The following is an 18118-nucleotide window of genomic DNA, read 5'->3' as shown; positions in this document are numbered from 1 at the left end:
TCACAGGTTAGCTGTTACCGCAACGGCACAACAAAATCGCAAAAGGCTCAGGGGTTGCCGAGCATCCGGGCAACGTTCGCTGCCAGGCTGGCCATGGAGAAGGGTTTGCTCAATACCGCCATGCCGTCTTCCAGGTCCCCCGCAGCCAGCACCGAATGCTCGGCGAAACCGGTCACAAACAGGACTTGAAGCGAAGGGCGTGCCATGCGCGCCGCGTCAGCCACCTGGCGGCCATTCATGCCGCCGGGCAAGCCCACGTCAGTCACCAGCAGGTCGATGCGGGGCTCGCTCGCCAGCAGTTTGAGGCCGGCTGGCCCATCATTGGCCTGCAAGGTGCGGTAACCGGCATGCTCCAGCGCCTCCACCATCAGCATGCGCACGGTGGCCTCGTCATCAATCACCAGCACGGTTTCGCCCATGCCGGTTTCCGCCGCCGCCACGGGTACGGGCCTACCCTCCGGCGTCGCCTCACCCAGGTGGCGTGGCAGGTAAAGATTGACCGTAGTGCCCAGGTTCACCTCGGAATGAACCCGCACCTGCCCGCCCGACTGGCGCACGAAGCCGTGCACCATGGACAGGCCCAGGCCGGTGCCCTGGCCGATGGGCTTGGTGGTGAAGAAGGGGTCGAAAATCCGCTCGATAATGTTCCCGGGAATGCCCGTGCCGGTATCCGTCACGCCAATGCGCAGGTACTCGCCCGGTGGCAGGTCATAGGTTACGGCGGCTTTGCTATCGAGGTGCAGATTGCTGGTTTCCAGTGTGATGCTGCCACCTGCAGGCATGGCGTCACGCGCATTGATTGCCAGGTTCAGCAGTGCGCTTTCCAATTGAGGGGCGTCAACGCAGGCTGGCCACAGGCCCGCTGTGACGCTCACTCGCACTTCGATCGCCGGGCCCACCGTACGCCCGATCAACTCCTGCATGCCCATCACCAGTTGGTTCACGTCGAGGGGGCGGGGGGCCAGGGTTTGCCGACGGGAAAACGCCAACAGCCGCTGGGTGAGTGCGGCCGCCCGCTGGGCGGAGTTCTGCGCGCCCTTGAGGAAGCGGTCGAGGTTATCCGAACGGCCGGCCTTGAGCCGCTGTTCGACGATCTCCAGCCCGCCGATGATGCCCGCCAGCAAGTTGTTGAAGTCGTGGGCAATGCCGCCCGTGAGCTGCCCCACCGCTTCCATCTTTTGCGCCTGGCGCAGGGCTTCGTGTGCCTGAGTGAGTTCTTCAGTACGCTCGGCCACCCGCTGCTCGAGGGTTTCATTGGCGGTTTGTACCTGCTGGAACAACCGTGCGTTGTCGATGGCGATAGCGGCCTGGGCAGCCAGGGCGACCATCACTCGCTCGTGTCGCTCGCCGAAGCGGCCGGGTTCGGGGTGCCCGAAAAACAGCCCACCCAGCACTTCGCCCGCCCGGGATACCACTGACACTGCCAGGTAACTGCGCACCGGCAGATGGCCCTCGGGCATACCGTTGTGGGGGCCCCGCTGCCCGTAGCGGGGGTCGGCCAGGATATCGTCGGAACGCACCACGCCTTCGTTACGGAAGGTCGGGGCGAACACCGGCGTGGCGCGCAACCCGCCGAGCGCGGAAAACTGTTCCCGCTCGGCCCCAGACAGCGTGAACAGGGTGAGGTGCTCGCCACTGTCATCCAGCACGTTATGGAAGAACGCGCCGAACCGGGCGCCTGTGAGCGCTACCCCGGCATCGGTCAAGGTTTGCACCACCCGTTCCAGGTCCAGGTCGCCGGCCAACAGTTTGTTGATCTGGTCGAGGGTTTCCAGGGTACGGGTTTGTTCGCGCAGGGCTTCCTCGGCGCGCACCCGGTCGGTGATGTCCACCACCAGTTCGAAACAGCTGCCATCCGGCAGGCGTTTGGCTGCGACCAGGGACCACCACCGGCTGCCGTCCTTGCGCAGATGCTCGCGCTCGAACGGTGTGGCGACGCCGCAGGCCTTCAGCTCCGCCATTGCCCTGAGCCAGGGCCGCCGCCACTCGGCCGGCGTGAGCATTTTCCAGTTCAACCGGCCGGCCTGCACGTCCTCGGCGCTGTACCCGCTCATGCGCAGGAAGGCTTCGTTGGCGTCCAGCAATACGCCGTCGTCGGTGAAAAACACCGCGCCGACAGTGTCGATGGCCAGCGCCGCGCGAAACCGCTCCTCGCTGGCAGCGAGCGCGGCCTGGGCCAGGTGCGCTTCGGTCACGTCAAAACCTTCGCAGAAGATGCCGATCACCCGGTTGGCTTCGTCCGTGAGCGGTTCGTAGATAAAGTCCAGGTAGCGCTGCTCGCTGGGCGCCCCTTCGTAGGCCAGCATGATCGGGGTGCGCTTGGCCACGAAACGTTCACCGGTGGTGTACACGCGGTCCAGCCACTCGTAGAAGCCCTGGCCTTCAAGCTCAGGGAACACCTCGCGAATAGGCTTGCCGATAAAGCCCCTGTGCCCGAACAGCCGCAGGTAGGCGCTGTTCACAAACTCGAACACATGTTCGGGCCCGCGCAATATGGTCATGAACCCGGGGGCCTGCTCGAACATCCGCTTTTGGCGCGCCAGGTCGGCTTCACGCTGGCGCTCGTGCAGCACGCGCCGGGTAGTGTCGTGGCCCTGGTTGAAAATGCCCGCGATGTCACCCGTTTCGCCGCGGATAGGCGTGAGGCTGTAGTTCCAGTAGCTTTCGGTCACCTCACCGTTTCGCATCAACGGCAGCAACTGGTCAAACACGGTGAAGCCCTCACCGCTATCACGTACCTGGTTCAACTGCGGCCCAACGATGTGCCAGATGTCGCGCCACACCTCGGCGGCGGGTTGCCCCAGGCACCCTGGGTGGCGTTCACCAGGTATGAACGCCCAGGCGTCGTTATAGAGCAGACGCAGCTCTGGCCCCCAGTAGATCGCCGTTGGAAGGCTGGAGTTGAGGCAGATGCTCATGGCCGACCGCAGCGATTGGGGCCAGCCCTGCGGGTTACCCAGCGGCGTGCTGGCCCAATCGAAGGCGCGGATGCGCGCGCCCATTTCGCCGCCGCCGGACAGAAAGCCCTGCGCGAAAGTGATGTCGGTTTGTGTCATTGGTACTGCTGCCCTGGCCACGCCTTGAATCCGCCGAGAGTGTGCGGCGCGCAAGTGTAGGGGATAACCTGCCAAAGCGGCAGGATTACAGATTATCGGCGCGCGCAGAGCTTGTGGCGGCGCCCTGGCGGCTCTACTACGCCGGTCGGAAGGCCAAGCAAAGTAATCCATTGGCCATTGTTCCGCTTATATCAAAGTGACATTATCCCGCCCGCGAGCCTCTTGGCTCGCTTGCCATCTGTGCGAGCCCGAACGCCGGCGTTGGCTATCCGTTAGTAAGCCATCAGGAATGACCAAGCCATGCCGAGCAGCCGCCGCGAACTGGGCCGTGATTTTGCCCGCCGAATCTATGGCCCGCGGTCCCTGGGCTGCGTGCTCAGTGCGGTATTCATCGTTGCGGTGGCGCTGAGCAATGGCGGTACCAGCAGTTGGGTGTGGGCACTGATAGGCCTGAACGCGTTTGTGTGGCCCACCTTGGCCTACCGGGTAAACCGGGCCGCCCTGGACCCCTACACGGCGGAGCGCCGCAGCCTGCTGCTGGACGGCGCATTTGCGGGCCTGTGGGCGGGCCAGATGGCGCTCAACCTGTTGCCCTCGGTGTTGCTGCTGGCAATGGTATTGATGAATGCGGTGGCCGCTGGCGGTTGGGCGTTGTTGCGCTGGACAGTGTTGCTGCAAGGGGTTGGCGTGATTGCCGCGTTGCTGCTCACCGGTTTCAAGTTGGCACCCCACACCACCGAACTGCAGATGCTCGCTTGCTTGCCGATGCTGGTGATCTACCCGCTGGCGGTGGGCAGCGCGAGCTACCGGCTGGCCGTGCAGCTGGCGGTGCACAAAAAAGCCTTCAAGCTGATCAGTACGCTGGACGGCATGACCAACCTGCTGCACCAGGCCGCCTGGCTGGAGCGGCTGCGCGCCACCTGGCGGGAATGTCGTGGCGGGCAGAAGGTCGCCATCCTTGCCTTGCTGGACATCGACGACTTCAAGACCATCAACGACAGCCATGGGCACCTGGTCGGTGATGCGATCATCGCCCGCTTGGCCAACCTCCTGCGCGCCGGGCTTGGGCCCCAAGCGGTACCTGGGCGCTACGGCGGCGACGAGTTCTGCGTGATTCTCTACGACATAACCGTGAGCCAGGCCTTCGATCAGCTTAACGATATTCGCAAGCGCTTCAGCGACTGGACCGACGGCGCCTCGCCTGTGGCCCAGGCCAGCCTGAGCATTGGCCTGGTGCCCTATTCACGCAAGTACGGCTCCGAGCGGGACTGGCTGCAAGCGGCCGATGAAGCGCTGTACCGGGCCAAGCACAGCGGCAAGAACCGCTTGTGGTTGCAGGAACTGCCGGTGTGATCAGGGCGTGGCGCAGCGGGTGACTGGCGCGTCGGCGGTTTGCTCGCGCTGGGCCTGCGGCCTTGCCGTTGCCGGGCAGGCGCGCGGCAGTACCTTGAACAGCCGCCGCGGATCATCCCCCAGGTTGGCCGGGCGATAGTGCCCCTCGGGCTCGCGTTCGCAGTGCCGCACCCCCTCGGCCAAGGTGATCTGCATACGGCAAAGCACGCTGCCGTCCACGGTGTCCCCCACCACGGGGTGTCGGCGGTTAAGGCCAGCCAGCCGGAATACCCGCTGTCTCAGGCCCACGCTGTCGAGGAACTCGTCGTGCAGGCGGCCATCCAGGCATTCCTGCGGCCAGGGAGCGTCGGCGAAAATGCGATCGGCAGTGAAGTTGCCCAGCATCCAGCGCAGCGGCGTTGCTTCCAACCCGATGGGTTGCTGCGCCTTGGGAAGGTTTGGGTCGAGAGGGCAGCCACTGAGCGCCGGCGCGCCATAGCCGCCCCCCACATCCGCGTGCACGCCGGCGAACCACACCTCCTGTAACCGTTGCCCGTCACGCAAGGGGGCGAAAAAGCGCTGCAAGCGAAAGTCGTCACGCTGCTCGTCCAGGGACATCGCATGGTACCCCCGGCGGGCGTACAGGCCGATGCGATGGTCGTCGGGCTCCTCGTCGCGCAGCAGCCCGGCGGCCGGCACGGTGTCGAACACGCCGATGGCTTCGACTGTCACCGGGCGCACCGGCAGGCCGTGTTGCTTCTCATAATCCTGCAGATGCTTGCGCAGGGTGGGCTCGAAGCGGGCACTGCCGGTATCGCGGCTGAAGTAGATTTCGTACAGGTGATTGGCCTCCCGGTGCAGCCGGGTAAGCCCCGTAAAGGCTGGCATGCGATCTCCCCAGTCGACCCCGAGCGCCTCAGCATCCAGCAGCCCGGCGAACTCGATAAAGCCGTTGAGCGAGCGTGCCGTAAAGGCCCCACGGCTGAAACCGAACAGGTAGATCTGGTCTCCCGGCCGGTAGGCCTGGGCGAGGAAGCGGTAGGCCTGGCGTACGTTCAGGCTCACACCGGAGCCGAACAGGTTGCCGGTCACCTGCGAGCGCTTGTCATTGCCCACGCCCCGGTCGTAATAGGGGATCACCGGCTGGCCGTGGTCCGCCGCCTTCAGCGCCAGATCGTACAATCGCCAAATGTTCGTGCTGCTCTGTTTGTTGTTTGCCGTGCCGTCCAGGAATACCAGCAGCTTGCGCCCCTGGGTCGCTTTATAGCGGCAGGCCAGTTGTTTCCAGCGGGCAGTGACCTGCTCATAGCTGTCGTCGGGGTCAGTGTTTCGCAGGTCCACCTGGCCGTCGGGGATACAGCTGGGCCCGCCCTGGTCGGGTTCCTTGGCTAACTGCAGGGTTTGACCCCGGGAGGTATCGGCATTCGGGGTAGGCTCCGGCCCGCGGGGGTTTGCGGCGCAACCGGCAAGCAGGCTCGACATGAGCAGCCAGATGGCCCAGGCAGGGGCGTGCGAGACACGAAGCGCATCCATGGTGACCTCGGCGGGTATCCGCGGGACCACACGGCGATAGCGGACGACCTGCCGGGGTAGTTAATGCAGCGTAGCAGCGTGTGCATTGGCAGGGCGAACCAGGCAGAGGCTTTGTTCGCTGGCTGCCGCGAGCGCCTACCTGGCGCCGAACATTTCGGCGATCACCTGTTCCCCCAGCGCCAACCCCACGCTCATCCCCAGCCCCGTATGCATCAATACCGCCGTTACCCCGTCGCCTGCGCGAGTGACACTGAACGGCCCGGGGCCCCGGCAGCCGTATACGCCCTGCCAGCGTTCGATCACGTCCACCTTACAGCCGAGCGTGTGCTCGGCCAGTTCAAGCAGCAGGCTGTCCACCGCTTCGGCATTGAAAGGTGAGGCGTCGCTGCCATAGGCGTGGGAGTCGCCGATGATCAAGTCCCCGTAGGGGGTCGGGCTGATCAGCAGGTGAATGCCATGGTTTTCCAGTTCCGGCTGCTCACGGCGGATCTGCTCGCGGATGGCTTCGGCTTCGGGCAAGTCGGCATAGGCGCCGTAATGCACGCAGCTCAGGCCGGTGAGCAGGGCGTGGTGCAGGTCCAGCGGCTGGCGGGGGCGCGCGCGGAGCATTTGCAGCGCACACACCTGTGGGTTCAGCCTGGCCAGAGGTTCGGCCAGCAAGGTCTGGTAATCATGGCCCGAACACACCACCACCTGGCTAGCGGTGAAACGGCCCCGGGTGGTTAGCACCTCGCCGGGGGACACGTCCCGCACCAAGGTTGAGAAATGGAACGTCACACCCAGTTGTGTGGCCAGATATTCCACGATCTGAGGCAGCGCCTGACGCGAATACACCTGTTGATCGTCCAGCCCATGCAAGGCTGCGCGATGATGAGCGAAGCGGCCATGGTAGAGCCCGGCCAGAGCGGGCCCGCGCAGCAGTTCGGTGCGGTAGCCGAGGGCTTCTCCTCGGCCGGCGCGGAAGGCTTCCAGCAACGCTTCTTCGGCTTCGGTGCGGGCGAACAGTAGCGAGCCCTGCTGGCGCAGGTGCAGCCCCGCCTCCGTAGCCAACGTGGCCCATAGGGCGCGGGCCTCGCGCGCCAGCTCCAGCATCGGCCCCGGCGCCTGGCCGCTGACCAACGCCTGGCCGAAGTTGCGTACCGACGCGCCCAGGGGCGTGTGGCTGCGCTCGAACACGGTCACCCGCAAGCCGCGGCGCGCGCCGGCCCAGGCATGTGCCAGGCCGAGGATGCCGGCGCCGACGATGATCAGGTCGCTGTGCGATTCATTCATACAAAGCTCCAGCGGCTTATTGCGCAAGGGGTTCGGATTTACCGTCATAGCGCTTGCGCCATTCGGCCAGGATTCGATCGCGGTTCTCCGACGCCCAGGTGAAGTCGTTCTTGATCAATCGCTGTTCGTAGTCGGCGGGCAGCTCGGCAAAGGGCGCCGCCTGGCCCGGTTGCGCCAGCACCGCGAAGTTTTCCCGGTACAAGGCCATGGCCGCAGGGCTGGCGGAGAAATCGGCAAGCTTGCGCGCAGCATCCAGTTTCGGAGTGCCCTTGATGATGCCCGTGGCTTCGATTTCCCAGCCCAGGCCCTCGCTTGGCAAGATCACATCCAGGGGTGCGCCTTTGCGCTTGAGTTGCACGGCTGGGTACTCGAACGAGATACCGATGGGGAACTCACCCGCGGCGGCCTGCTTGCAGGGCTTGGAGCCGGAATGGGTGTACTGGCCGATGTTCTGGTGCAGCTGGTCCATGTAGGCCCACCCCTGCGCCTCGCCGAAGCGCTGCAGCCAGGCGCTGACATCCAGGTAACCGGTACCGGAGGACGCCGGGTTGGGCATCACGATCTTGCCCTTGTAGACCGGCTTGGTGAGATCGGCCCAGCTGGTGGGGCGGGGCAGCCCTTGTTTTTCAGCCTCCACGGTATTGAAGCAGACCGTGGCCGCCCACACGTCCATGCCCACCCAGGCGGGAGGGTTGGCGGCGTCGCGGTAGTTGGGCCCGATCTGCGCCAGGTTGGCCGGTGCGTAGGGCTGTAGCAGGCCCTGTTGCTGGAGGATCGCCAGGCTGGAACCTGCCAGGCCCCATACCACGTCCGCCTGGGGGCGGTCTTTCTCGGCCAGCAGCTTGGCCGTGACAATACCGGTGGAATCCCGCACCCACTTGATGCGGATATCCGGGTTCTGTTTTTCAAACGCGGCCTGGTAGGGCTTCAATTGCTCTACCTCAAGCGCTGTATACACCGTCAACTCGGTGTCGGCATGGGCGTGGGCAGCAACGATCAGGCACAGCGAAACGGCCAATGCGGCGGGTTTGGTCATGGAGCGCTCCGTTTTCATAAAGGGCGGGTCAATGTGCGTTCGGCAGTTCGCCGCGGGCGAGGCGGGCATTGATGGCGTCGACGATGGCCGGTAGTTCGGCAATGGTGTCGATCAGGTAATGGGGCCGGCATGGGCCAAGCTCGGCGTCGATGCGCTGGCGCGCGGCAGCACGTGGTTCATGGCCAAGCGCCTGATAGTCCTCCCAGCTCAAGCCCAGGCAGTTGCCGGAGAAGCGCAGCGCTACCGTCCACATACCGGCATGGCGGCCTTCGAGCAATCCGGGGGCGGTGTCGTCCACCTTGACGCACGCCGCCACATCCTCGATTTCCAGGGCAATCACATTGGCCAGCGCCTGCGCGGGGGAGGGTCGCCCGCGCGGCACTTCATCACTGGCCACCACATGGTCAGGGCGATAACCGGCCTCGGTGGCCAAGGCTTCTACCTTGTTCATCACCGCGCGAGGGTAGCCCGAGCAACTGCCAATCTTCAGGCCGCGCTCCCGCAGGCTCGCGATAGCGTCCAGGGCGCCGGGAATCATCGCTGAATGCTCGCCCACTTTTTCGATCTGCAAGGGCATGAACCGCTCATACAAGGCCGTGACGTCGGCATCCGTGGGCAGCCGACCGAAGCGCCGTTGGAAGCGCTCCGCCACCGCAGGCTGGTCGCACAGCGCGCGGATGTGTGCCCATTTGCCCAGCCCCATGGGCCCCCGGGCTTCCTCCAGGCTGAGGGCCAGGTCGAAGCTGGCAAAGGCCTCGACAAAAATGCGGGTTGGCGCGAACGAGCCGAAATCCACCACGGTGCCGGCCCAGTCGAGAATGGCGGCGTGCAAGTGAGTGGGCGGTTGATAGGTCATGGGCAAGGGTCCGTCTGGGGTTAATGAGTGGCTGCGCGCCAGGCTTGGCTGCGGCGTACGGCGCGGCGGGAGAGGGCCGCCAGCAACAGGGAGGCGAGGGCGCTGGTCAGCAGAATCAACGAGCCCATCGCGGCGGCGCCGCCAGTGTTCCCGGCATCATCGAGGTTGAGCACCGCAATGGCCGCCAGCATGCTGTCGGGGCTGTAGAGGAAGATCACCGCCGACACCGTGGTCATCGCCGACACGAACAGGTAGCGAAACACGTCCAGCAGCGCAGGCAGGCACAGCGGCAGGGTGACCCTCAGGAAGTGGCGCAGCAGAGGGACTTTCAACGAAAGCGCGGCGGCCTCGAACTCGGCGTCCAGCTGCCGCACCGCCGCGCTGGCGGTAAAATGCGCGGTGGTCAGGAAATGCGCGATGGTGCACATCGCCATCAACGGCAGGCTGCCATACAGCAGGTTCAGTGGGTTGTCAGGCAGGTTGAAGAAAAAGACATAACCCAGCCCCAGCACCAACCCAGGGACTGCCATGGGAATGAACAACAGCAGGCGCAGCGTGCGGGTGAGCGCCGTGGCGCGGGTTTTTTCCAGCAGGCAGGCGGCAAGGAACACCAGCGCCACCCCGCCGGTGGCGGTACCCAGGCCCAAAGCAAGGCTGTTGCGATACGCCTGCCATCCGCCGGGAAGATCCGAAAAAGCGTAGTGCTGCAGCGAGAGCGACAGGTCGTACGGCCAGAACCGCGCCAGCGAGGCGTACACCGCCATGCCGAACACGCCGATCAGGGCTGCACATACCAGCAGTATCAGCAGCAGATACGCCCGATCGCGACCTGGCGAAGGCTGCGGGTGCCAGGCTTGACCGCGGCCGCTCATGGCGTCGCGCTGGCGCCGGCGCAGTCACAGGTCTACCCCGAAGCTCAGCAGGGCGGGCACCAGCAGCATCAAGCCTACCAGCGCACCGCGGCCAAATTGCTGCTGGCCGACCACGGCCTTGTAGGCTTCCAGCGCCAGCGTCTGGTAATCCCCGCCCACCACTACCGGCACGCCGAAATCCGTCACGCACAAGGTAAACACCAGGCATCCCGAGGCGAATACACCTTGCCGGGAAGACGGCCAGGTGATGGAGCGAAACGCCCGCCAGGGCGAGGCCCCCATGCTGGCCGCGGCATCGAACAGCCGCCGATCCGCGAGCGCAAGGGTGGACATCAACACCATCAGGGCATGGGGGAAACAATAAATCGCCTGGCCCAGCACAATGCCCCAGAAACCGTAGAGGTTCCCCGGCAGCCATGCGCGCAGCACCCCTTGATTGCCGAACAGATAGATCAATGCGATGCCGGGTAGCATCGAGGGCGCCAGCAGCGGCAGCAGCGCCACGCCGCGCCATAGCGGCCGGGCCGGAACACAGGCGCGCTGCAGGCCATAAGCGAAGCCATAGGCCAGCGGCAGTACCAGGCAGGTAACGGCCAAGGCACTGGAAAGGCTATTGGTCAGCAACCAGCGGAAGTGCTCGCTGGCGAGCATTGCCGTTGCGGCCTTCAGGCCACCGCCTTGCCCAGGGGTATCGCTCAGGGCTCGCCAGAGCATGGCCAGCAAGGGGCACACCAAGGCCAGAGTCAGCCAACCGAGTAGCGTAGCCATACCCGCGCCGATCAGCAGGCGATCGCCAAGGTCGGCCGGCAAACGGCGGGCTGGCGTGGGCTCCTGCAGCACAATAGCGCGGTCCATCAGGCGAATACCTGCAAATGCCGCGAGGGCAAGGCCACCCATAACGGCCCTGGGTGCAGCGGGGGCGCCATTGCGGGGAGCTCCGCCTGCAAGGTATGGCCGGGCATTGCATCCAGTTCGAATGCCAGGCGGCGGTGGTTCCCCAGAAACGTCTCGCCCCGCAGTTGCGCGCTGAACCGGTTTTCTTCGCCCGGCTGCGGGTTGACCAGTACCGCTTCAGGGCGACAGAACAATCGGCCCTGCGTATGCAAGGGGCCAGCCGGCAGATGCACGCTCAGGGTACCGACGCGGGCCTGCTGGCCTTCGAGATGGAAGGGCAGCCAATTGCCCTGGCCGAAGAAACGCGCCACGAACGGTGTGCGGGGGTGTTGATACAGCTCCCCGGCAGTGCCGTATTGCTCCACTCGGCCTTCGTTCATGACCGCGATGCGGTCAGCCATCAGCATGGCTTCGTCCTGGTTGTGGGTGACCATCAAGGTGGTGATGCCCAGGCGCTGCTGCAGTTGCCGAAGCTCTGCACACAGGTGGTCACGCACTTGCGCATCCAGCGCCGACAGCGGTTCGTCCAGCAGCAGTAGAGAAGGGTTGGGTGCCAATGCTCGAGCGAGCGCCACCCGCTGCTGTTGGCCGCCGGACAGTTGGCCGGGAAACTTGCGGTCGCTGCCCTGAAGGCCCACCAGCTCCAGCATTTCGTGCACTCGGGCGCGGCATGCCTGGCGAGGCAATGCCGCAAGGCCGTAAGCAACGTTTTGCGCCACGCTGAGGTTAGGGAATAGCGCGTAGCTCTGGAACACGATCCCATAGTCGCGGGCAGCGGGCGGCAAAGTGGACACGTCGCGCTCGCCGACGGTGATCCACCCGCGATCCTGCCGCTCGAGCCCGGCCAAGCAACGCAGCAGTGTGGTTTTGCCACAGCCGGAAGGGCCCAGCAGGCAAACCAGCTCGCCGGCGCGCACGTCCAGCGATACGCCGCCCAGCGCCTTGAAGGCGCCAAAAGCTTTATGCACGCCACTGATGTGCAGACTTACCGTACCCATGGACCGAACCTCGTTGAAGGAAACGAGGCCCATGGTGGGCGCGGCCTGCTAAGCCTTGATGGCAGTTAACCCAAAAGCGGCGATAGCCGTATCAGTGGTTTTGCGAAGCGGGTAGTGCGGTTTCCCGAGCGAGCGCCAGCAAAGCCGCGGGCAGGCGGGCATGGCGCCGGTCCTTGAGGCAGTACAGGTATTCGGCGATCAATGGCGCGCCCTCCAGGGCGATCACGCGCAAGTCGGGGTTTTCCGGCACCTCGTGGCGGGCAATCACGCTCACCCCCAGGTTACGCAACACCGCCTCGCGGATGGATTCGCGGCTGCCAATCTCCACCGTGGCGTTCACCTTTACGCCTGCGCTTTCCAGCATGTGCTCGGTAAGCAGGCGCGTGGTCGACCCAGCCTCGCGCATCAGCAGGCAGTGCCCCGCGAGCGCGGCGGGCGGCAGCGCGGCACAGGCGGCCAGGGGATGGCTGCGATGAGCAGCCACCACCAGAGGGTCATGGCCCAGTACCAGCCGGGTAAAGCGGCTGTCTTCTTCCAGTTGCGAGGAGGCGGCAAGGTCCACGCGGTGCTCTTCCAGCGCTTCGATGACCTGCTGGGAGTTACCGATCTCCAGGCTTACCTGAATCTGCGGATGACGCTCGCGTAGCCGCTTTACCAGGTCCAGCACGTAGTAGGGCGCGGTGGCCCCCAGGCGCAGCCGACCTTGCAGCTGGCTAGCGTTACGCAGGTGGAATTCAATGTCCGCTTCCTGCTGCAACAGCTGTTTGACCATGGGCAACAAACGCGCGCCCTCGTCGCTCAGCACCAAACGGCGCCCGCCTCGGTAAAACAGCTCGATGCCGTACTGGGCCTCCAGGTTGCGGATCTGGGTAGTGACCGTAGGCTGGCTGAGGCCAAGCTTCTTCGCTGCCTGAGTGATGCTGCCCAGGCGGGCAACCATGTAAAAGGCTTTGAGCTCTGAAGCAAGCATGGGGTGGGGCTCGGGTGAAGGTTGCACGCAGGGTAACAGAGCCGCGCCTACGAAATCATTCAGGGGGCGAACCCCCTTCCACCCCCGGCAACGTAAACAGGAACAAATGCTCACCCTCGCGCCCGGTGTGGGTGTGCAACACGCCGCCGTGTGCGCTGATGATCGAGGAGCAGATCGCCAGGCCCATGCCCATGCCGCTCGCCTTGGTGCTGTAGAACGCCTGGAAAACCTTGTCGGCCTGGTCAGGCGCTATGCCTGGGCCGGTGTCTTCAACCATCACCAGCACGCCGCCAGGCACCGGTTCGGTACTTACCGTGAGGCGCCGTTGGGTCGCAGGCAGGGTTTGCATGGCATCCATCGCGTTGTTCACCAGGTTCAGCACCACTTGCTGAACCTGTACCGCGTCGGCTTCGACCAGGGCGGGCGACTGCAGGTTGAGGATAAGTGCTACCTGGCGGTCGTCGATGTCTGCCTGGGTGACCGCCAGTACCTGGCGGATAAGCGCATCCAGGGCCACAGGCTGGCGTTCCGGCACGGTTTGGCGGGCCAGGGAGCGGATTGCGGTAACGATGTCGGCGGCGCGTTGGGCCTCGCTCTTGATGTCGCGCAGGCCTTCGCTGGCTTCGCCGATCTCCGGCTGTGGCCGCTGCAGCCAGCGCAGGCTGGCGCCGGCATTGGTAAGGATCGACAGCAGCGGCTGGTTGATTTCATGGGCAATAGAGGCGGCCAGTTCGCCAAGTATGGTGGCCTGGGCGGTGCGGTTCAGCTCGCCGCGTGCCGCGCGCAGGGCTGTTTCGGTCTGCTGCCGGCGTTGGTTTTCCTCCACCAGGCTGCTGTACAGGCGGGCGTGGCTCAGGGAGATCGCTGCCTGGGCCGCCAGCCATTCCAGCACCTCCACCCGCGAGGGTTCGAACACCTCGGGGGCCAGGCTGTTTTCCAGGTAAAGCAGGCCAATCACAGTGTTTTGCTTGAGCAGCGGCACGCACAGCGCCGAGCCGTTTTCCAGCCGTCGCAGGTAGCTGTCATCGGCATAGCCGCGCAGTTGCTCGGGCCGGTTCACCACCAGCGAGGTGCGCCCACGCAGGCTGGCATGGATCAGGCTCAGGGGCAGGGCCGTGGGTGACGGCTGCGCCTCGCACAACTGCACTTCCACGCCGCCGACATTGGCGTGGGCTGTTGCGCGTAGCGTGAGCTCGTCGCCATCGGCCAGCAGCAGCGCGGCATCGGTGGCCCCTGCATACATCACCGTGGTGGACAAAAGGTTCGTCACCAAGGCATCGAGTTCGATCTCCCGGGAAAGCGCCTGGCAGGCGCGGGTGATCGACATCACATCCAGCGGCTGCGCGGTGGCCTGAGCGGGATGGCTGAACGCGAAGCGATCGGGCTCCAGCAGGAACGGATGCTCGGCCTCCAGTTGCCGGGCCAGCACGCCTGCGCCCCAGCGCACCCAGGCATCGCGCGCCAGCCGCCAGTGATGACGGGCCGACACCTCCAGCCCCACGCTGTGGTGACAGCGGGCAGCCAGTTCATGGCCCAGCCCTTGAATATGAATGGCGCCGCACTGGGTCGCATGGGCAATCGCGGTTTCATAGCCTTGCAGCGCGCCCAGGTTGTCACCGTTAACCCGGCATATTTCGGCTTCGGCCAGCGCCAGGCGGTCGGCAAAATACCGAGGGTTGAGGCTTGCCCACAGGCGCAGGGAGCTCAGCGGGCAGTCGAAATTCTGTGCGATGCCGGTGGCGGTCTGCAGCGCCGCGCGGTTCAGCACGGTGAACAGTGCCAGGTCGATCAGGTGGATGTGCGCCGGTACCGCCCAGGCCAGCGCCCAGGCGGCATCCATGCGGCAGGCGGCCGCGGCGAAGTTGCCTTCGAGGAATTCGAACAGCCCGTCGAACAGCTCCCACCAGAAATGCAAAGGCCCCATGGTGCTGGCCTCCACCCGCTGGGCCAGCTCCGCACGCTCGGGGATCGGCACAGACCCGCCCACATCCCCGGCCAGGCGCCGAATGTACCGGGCCTGGATATACAGAATGCTTTGCGCGTCGGCGTACTCCAGGTTGGTCGCCAGGTTCAAGCCGGCGTCGATTTGCCGGAGCATGCGCTCGATGGGCGCGCCCAGCACCAACAGGTCCGACACGATATGCGTGTTGGAGAAGCACGCCAGGCTCGGGCTGCCTTGCGCCAGGCTCGACCTGTACGCCTGCTCGGCGCATTCGAGTGCGAAGGGCAGAGGCTGGGTCCATACGCTCACCTGGTCCAGTGCCACCAAGGCTGCCACCCGCCCGCTGGCGTAGCGAGGCTGCTCGGCCAGCGTAACGGCGCAGTGACTGAAGCCGAACCCTAGCGCATGAGCGTCAAAGCGGTGGGCACAGGTCACGCCCAGCCACGCAAGGCCGGGAATGCTGGCGGCGGTGAGGCCGTGGGCGAGGGTAAGGCGGGCGATCTGACAGGCCGTGACCAGCATCAGTGTGGGGCTGATGAACGAACCGGGAATCAACACGCTGGCCAACAGTTCGATCAGGGCCTCCACGAGCGGATCAGCCGCCGGGCGCAGGCTGAGAAACACACTCGGCGATCGACCGGCGAGATCGTGAAGCAGCCCTTCCCAGGCCTGTTTGGCCTGCTCGCAGGACGGATCAAGGGCCATGCTCACGCCCAGGCTGGCCAGCCCCGTGATGATCGTTTGCACGGCCCCGCTGTAGTCACCTCGCAATGCGCGTATCTCGCTGGCGAGCCGGTAAAGGCTGGCACCTTCCAGGGCGTCCAGTGGGTGCTGCAGCAGCGTTGCGATATGCCGCTCCGCCGCCAGATGGTCGGCATCGAGAATAAGGCACTGCACCTGAAGAAGGTCCACCTCTCGGGTCAATGCCCGCAAGCCGGGGGAGGCGGCGGCGAGCATGCGCTGTGCCTGCGCCAGATAGCGCAAGGCAATTTTTGGCGCGGCAGCCGCGCGGGCAGTATCCGCGGCGCGGACCAGCACCGCCACGAATGCCTGCCGCTGGCTATTGCCGAGCAACGCGTGGTCGACGCGCAGCACCTGGCCGGCAACGCGGAACAACGCCTGCGCGTCTGCCTGGGCCGATAAACGCCCCAGCAGAATGGTCGCAAATTGCAGGTGCATGGCCTGCTGGATGTCATCGCGCAAGCGTGCGCGAACCGCTTCAAGCATCGAGTCATGCACGAACGCCAGCCCGCCACGGCTCTCTGCCACAAGCCCGGCAGTGATCGCCGGGCGCAGCATGGCGGTGAGCGGTGCAGGGTCGGTTGCGGTAACAGCGGCCAGGTCATCCAGCGGCGTATGGTTGCCAAGCATGGCCAACACGCTGAGCAATTCCCGAGTGCGCTCGGGTAGGTCATCCAGGCGGGTGGTGAACAGTGCTTCCACGTCGGCGAACACAGGAAGGTTGATCGCCGCCTCCGGCCGCTCGAGATCGCCCAGTACAGCGATAACCTGATCGATATACAGCGGGTTGCCAGCGCCGCGCTGATGCAGCCGGTGTGCCAGCGAGTCGCGTTCGGTACTGTGCAGGCTCAGCCGAGCGTCGAGCACGGTGGCGATGTCATCGACACCAAGCGGGAGGAGGCTGATCTCCCGACAGCGCTCTCCCAGCGCCTGGAAATGCCCCAGCAAACGGACCAGAGCAGGATCGGTGGCCAAGGCATCGCTGCGACAGGCGGCGATCAGCAGAACGTGGTGCAAGTCCCGGGCGCTGAGCTCGGCAAGGAACGACAGGGTTTCGTGATCCACCCACTGCACGTCATCAAGGAACACCACCACAGGGGACTGAGGCGTGGCCAACGCTGCCAGTAGCCGCTGGAACAACCCCAGAAGGTTGCGCCGCGCTTCGCTCACCGAAGGTTCGCTGGCGGCAGGCAGCACTCCGGTGAGCCATTGCAGCTCCGGTACCAGGCGGCTCAGGGTATCGCCCTGATCGCCCAAAGCCAGGCGCACGCGCTCGGCCACGGGTTGCGCTTGCTCTGGCGAGGCGCCTGCCAGCCGGGTGAACAGCGCACCCAGGGCCGCGCACAGGGCACCATAGGGCAAAGGGTGGCGTGCCAGCTCGCATTTCGCGTTGGCAAACAGCGGCGCTTGTGCACCCAGGCGTTGGCGCATGCCACGTACCAGGCTGGTCTTGCCGATGCCCGGTTCGCCACTGATGAACACCGCGCCGCCGTGCCCGTCGTAGAGGGCTTGCACCGCCTCGTTCAATACCGCCATCGGTGCTTCGCGGCCCACCAGCGTCACCGTCAATGGAAGGCGGAGCGGTGCTTCGGTGTTGGCGTGAAGAGTGCCGTATTCACGCCATTCGTTATGAAAGCGCCACAGTTGAGCTTCAAGCAGGCGCGCCGACGCAGGCCGGTGTTCGGGCTGCTTGCTGAGTAAACGGGCGATCAACTGCTCCAGGGGTTCGGGGGCTCCCTGGCAAAACCGGGACAGCCGGGGCGGGGTGACCGCCAGGTGCTGCTGACGCCATTCCAGTGGATCGTTCGCTTCGAAAGGCAAGCGCCCGGTGAGCAGCTCGAAGAAGGTAACGCCAAGGGCGTACAGGTCTGTCTCGGGGCGCACCGACGCAGCGCCAACGGTGTGCGCTTCTGGCGCGAGGTAGGCGTAGCGGCTCGGCCATGCACCGGCCGGGGCCCTGGCATGGTTGTCTATTGCTGTTGCCGCGCCGAAGCCGGTCAGCCTCACCCGGCCCTCGCTGCTCACCATCAAATGGCGCGAGCACAGGTGGTTATGGATGATGCCGCGCTCATGGAGGACGGCAAGGGCAGCGCTGGCGTTGATCGCAAAGGTAAGGAAGCCTTCCAGCGGCAAGGCACCTACCACGGTGGAGGCCGGCTGGCCACCGTCCTGCAGCACCAGGGCGGGCCCTTCGCGGGTGGTCAGGCGGCCGAGGGGGCGCAATGCCCCAGCGGCGCCCAGGCTCGGTGCCAGGGCGTATTCACGATCAAGCCAGGCGTGAGCTTCAGCAGTGGCAGGGTGGTCTGCCCGTACCAGCAGCCAGCGGCGCAGGCCATCGGCGCTGGTTACTCGCCAGCGGCTTATGCCATCCTCGACATCCAGAGGGGCCCAATGCAGGCCGGCAAGCCAATGTTCATCGAACGATTCGAAGCCAGGCACGGGGCCGTCTTCGCTTGCATACACAGCGTCCATGGCTGCCCTTGGCCTGGAAGCGGGCCCCACTGGCCCGCCGGATAGTGGCCATCTTACCTGCATCGCCACCATGCGCAATCAACGGCCCGGCCGCTGACCTGTAGGAGGGGGGCGGCCTTCCGGCAAAGCCCCCGAACCGGCACC

The 18118-nt window shown here is 65.3% G+C and carries 9 protein-coding genes and 1 pseudogene; 1 reads left to right on the top strand and 9 read right to left on the bottom strand.

What is annotated here, in order from left to right:
- Positions 1–47: 47 nt before the first annotated feature.
- Positions 48–3056 (bottom strand): PAS domain-containing protein, encoded by a 3009-nt coding sequence (locus tag G7016_RS07240; protein WP_219856229.1) that lies wholly within the window; start codon positions 3054–3056, stop codon positions 48–50.
- Positions 3057–3356: 300 nt separating this feature from the next.
- Between G7016_RS07240 and G7016_RS07235 the strand changes: the two genes are divergently transcribed.
- On the top strand, positions 3357–4409 hold the full coding sequence (locus G7016_RS07235) for a diguanylate cyclase (protein ID WP_181112253.1): 1053 nt from the start codon (positions 3357–3359) through the stop codon (positions 4407–4409).
- Here the strand turns inward: G7016_RS07235 and G7016_RS07230 are convergent, their stop codons facing one another.
- The 8 genes and pseudogenes from G7016_RS07230 to G7016_RS07195 all read right to left on the bottom strand — a co-directional run bounded on the left by G7016_RS07230 (position 4410) and on the right by G7016_RS07195 (position 17974).
- Positions 4410–5921, bottom strand: coding sequence for a phospholipase effector Tle1 domain-containing protein (locus G7016_RS07230; RefSeq protein ID WP_181112251.1), 1512 nt, complete (start codon positions 5919–5921; stop codon positions 4410–4412). It lies immediately after the preceding gene.
- Positions 5922–6056: 135 nt separating this feature from the next.
- Positions 6057–7193: a TIGR03364 family FAD-dependent oxidoreductase gene (locus G7016_RS07225; RefSeq protein ID WP_181112249.1), complete on the bottom strand. Its 1137-nt coding sequence runs from the start codon at positions 7191–7193 to the stop codon at positions 6057–6059.
- 16 nt (positions 7194–7209) lie between these two features.
- Positions 7210–8229 (bottom strand): putative 2-aminoethylphosphonate ABC transporter substrate-binding protein, encoded by a 1020-nt coding sequence (locus G7016_RS07220; protein ID WP_181112247.1) that lies wholly within the window; start codon positions 8227–8229, stop codon positions 7210–7212.
- A gap of 28 nt (positions 8230–8257) precedes the next feature.
- On the bottom strand, positions 8258–9085 hold the full coding sequence (gene phnX, locus G7016_RS07215) for a phosphonoacetaldehyde hydrolase (RefSeq protein ID WP_181112245.1): 828 nt from the start codon (positions 9083–9085) through the stop codon (positions 8258–8260).
- A 20-nt stretch (positions 9086–9105) separates the two neighbouring features.
- Positions 9106–10812, bottom strand: a pseudogene (locus G7016_RS07210) (putative 2-aminoethylphosphonate ABC transporter permease subunit).
- The gene (locus G7016_RS07205) at positions 10812–11849 is read right to left on the bottom strand and encodes a putative 2-aminoethylphosphonate ABC transporter ATP-binding protein (RefSeq protein ID WP_181112242.1); all 1038 of its coding nucleotides are present in this window, start codon (positions 11847–11849) and stop codon (positions 10812–10814) included. Before G7016_RS07205 ends, G7016_RS07210 begins: the two are co-directional and overlap by 1 nt.
- Before the next feature lie 91 nt (positions 11850–11940).
- A complete protein-coding gene (locus G7016_RS07200) occupies positions 11941–12819 on the bottom strand; it encodes a LysR substrate-binding domain-containing protein (RefSeq protein ID WP_181112240.1) in 879 nt (292 codons plus the stop codon).
- A gap of 55 nt (positions 12820–12874) precedes the next feature.
- Positions 12875–17974, bottom strand: coding sequence for a trifunctional serine/threonine-protein kinase/ATP-binding protein/sensor histidine kinase (locus G7016_RS07195; RefSeq protein WP_181112238.1), 5100 nt, complete (start codon positions 17972–17974; stop codon positions 12875–12877).
- Between the last annotated feature and the right edge of the window lie 144 nt (positions 17975–18118).

Source organism: Pseudomonas japonica (genome assembly GCF_013522925.1).
In the GTDB taxonomy this organism is placed as follows: domain Bacteria; phylum Pseudomonadota; class Gammaproteobacteria; order Pseudomonadales; family Pseudomonadaceae; genus Aquipseudomonas; species Aquipseudomonas japonica_A.
The sequence above is the reverse complement of the archived record's forward strand: the minus strand, read 5'-3'. Positions and strand labels throughout refer to the sequence as shown.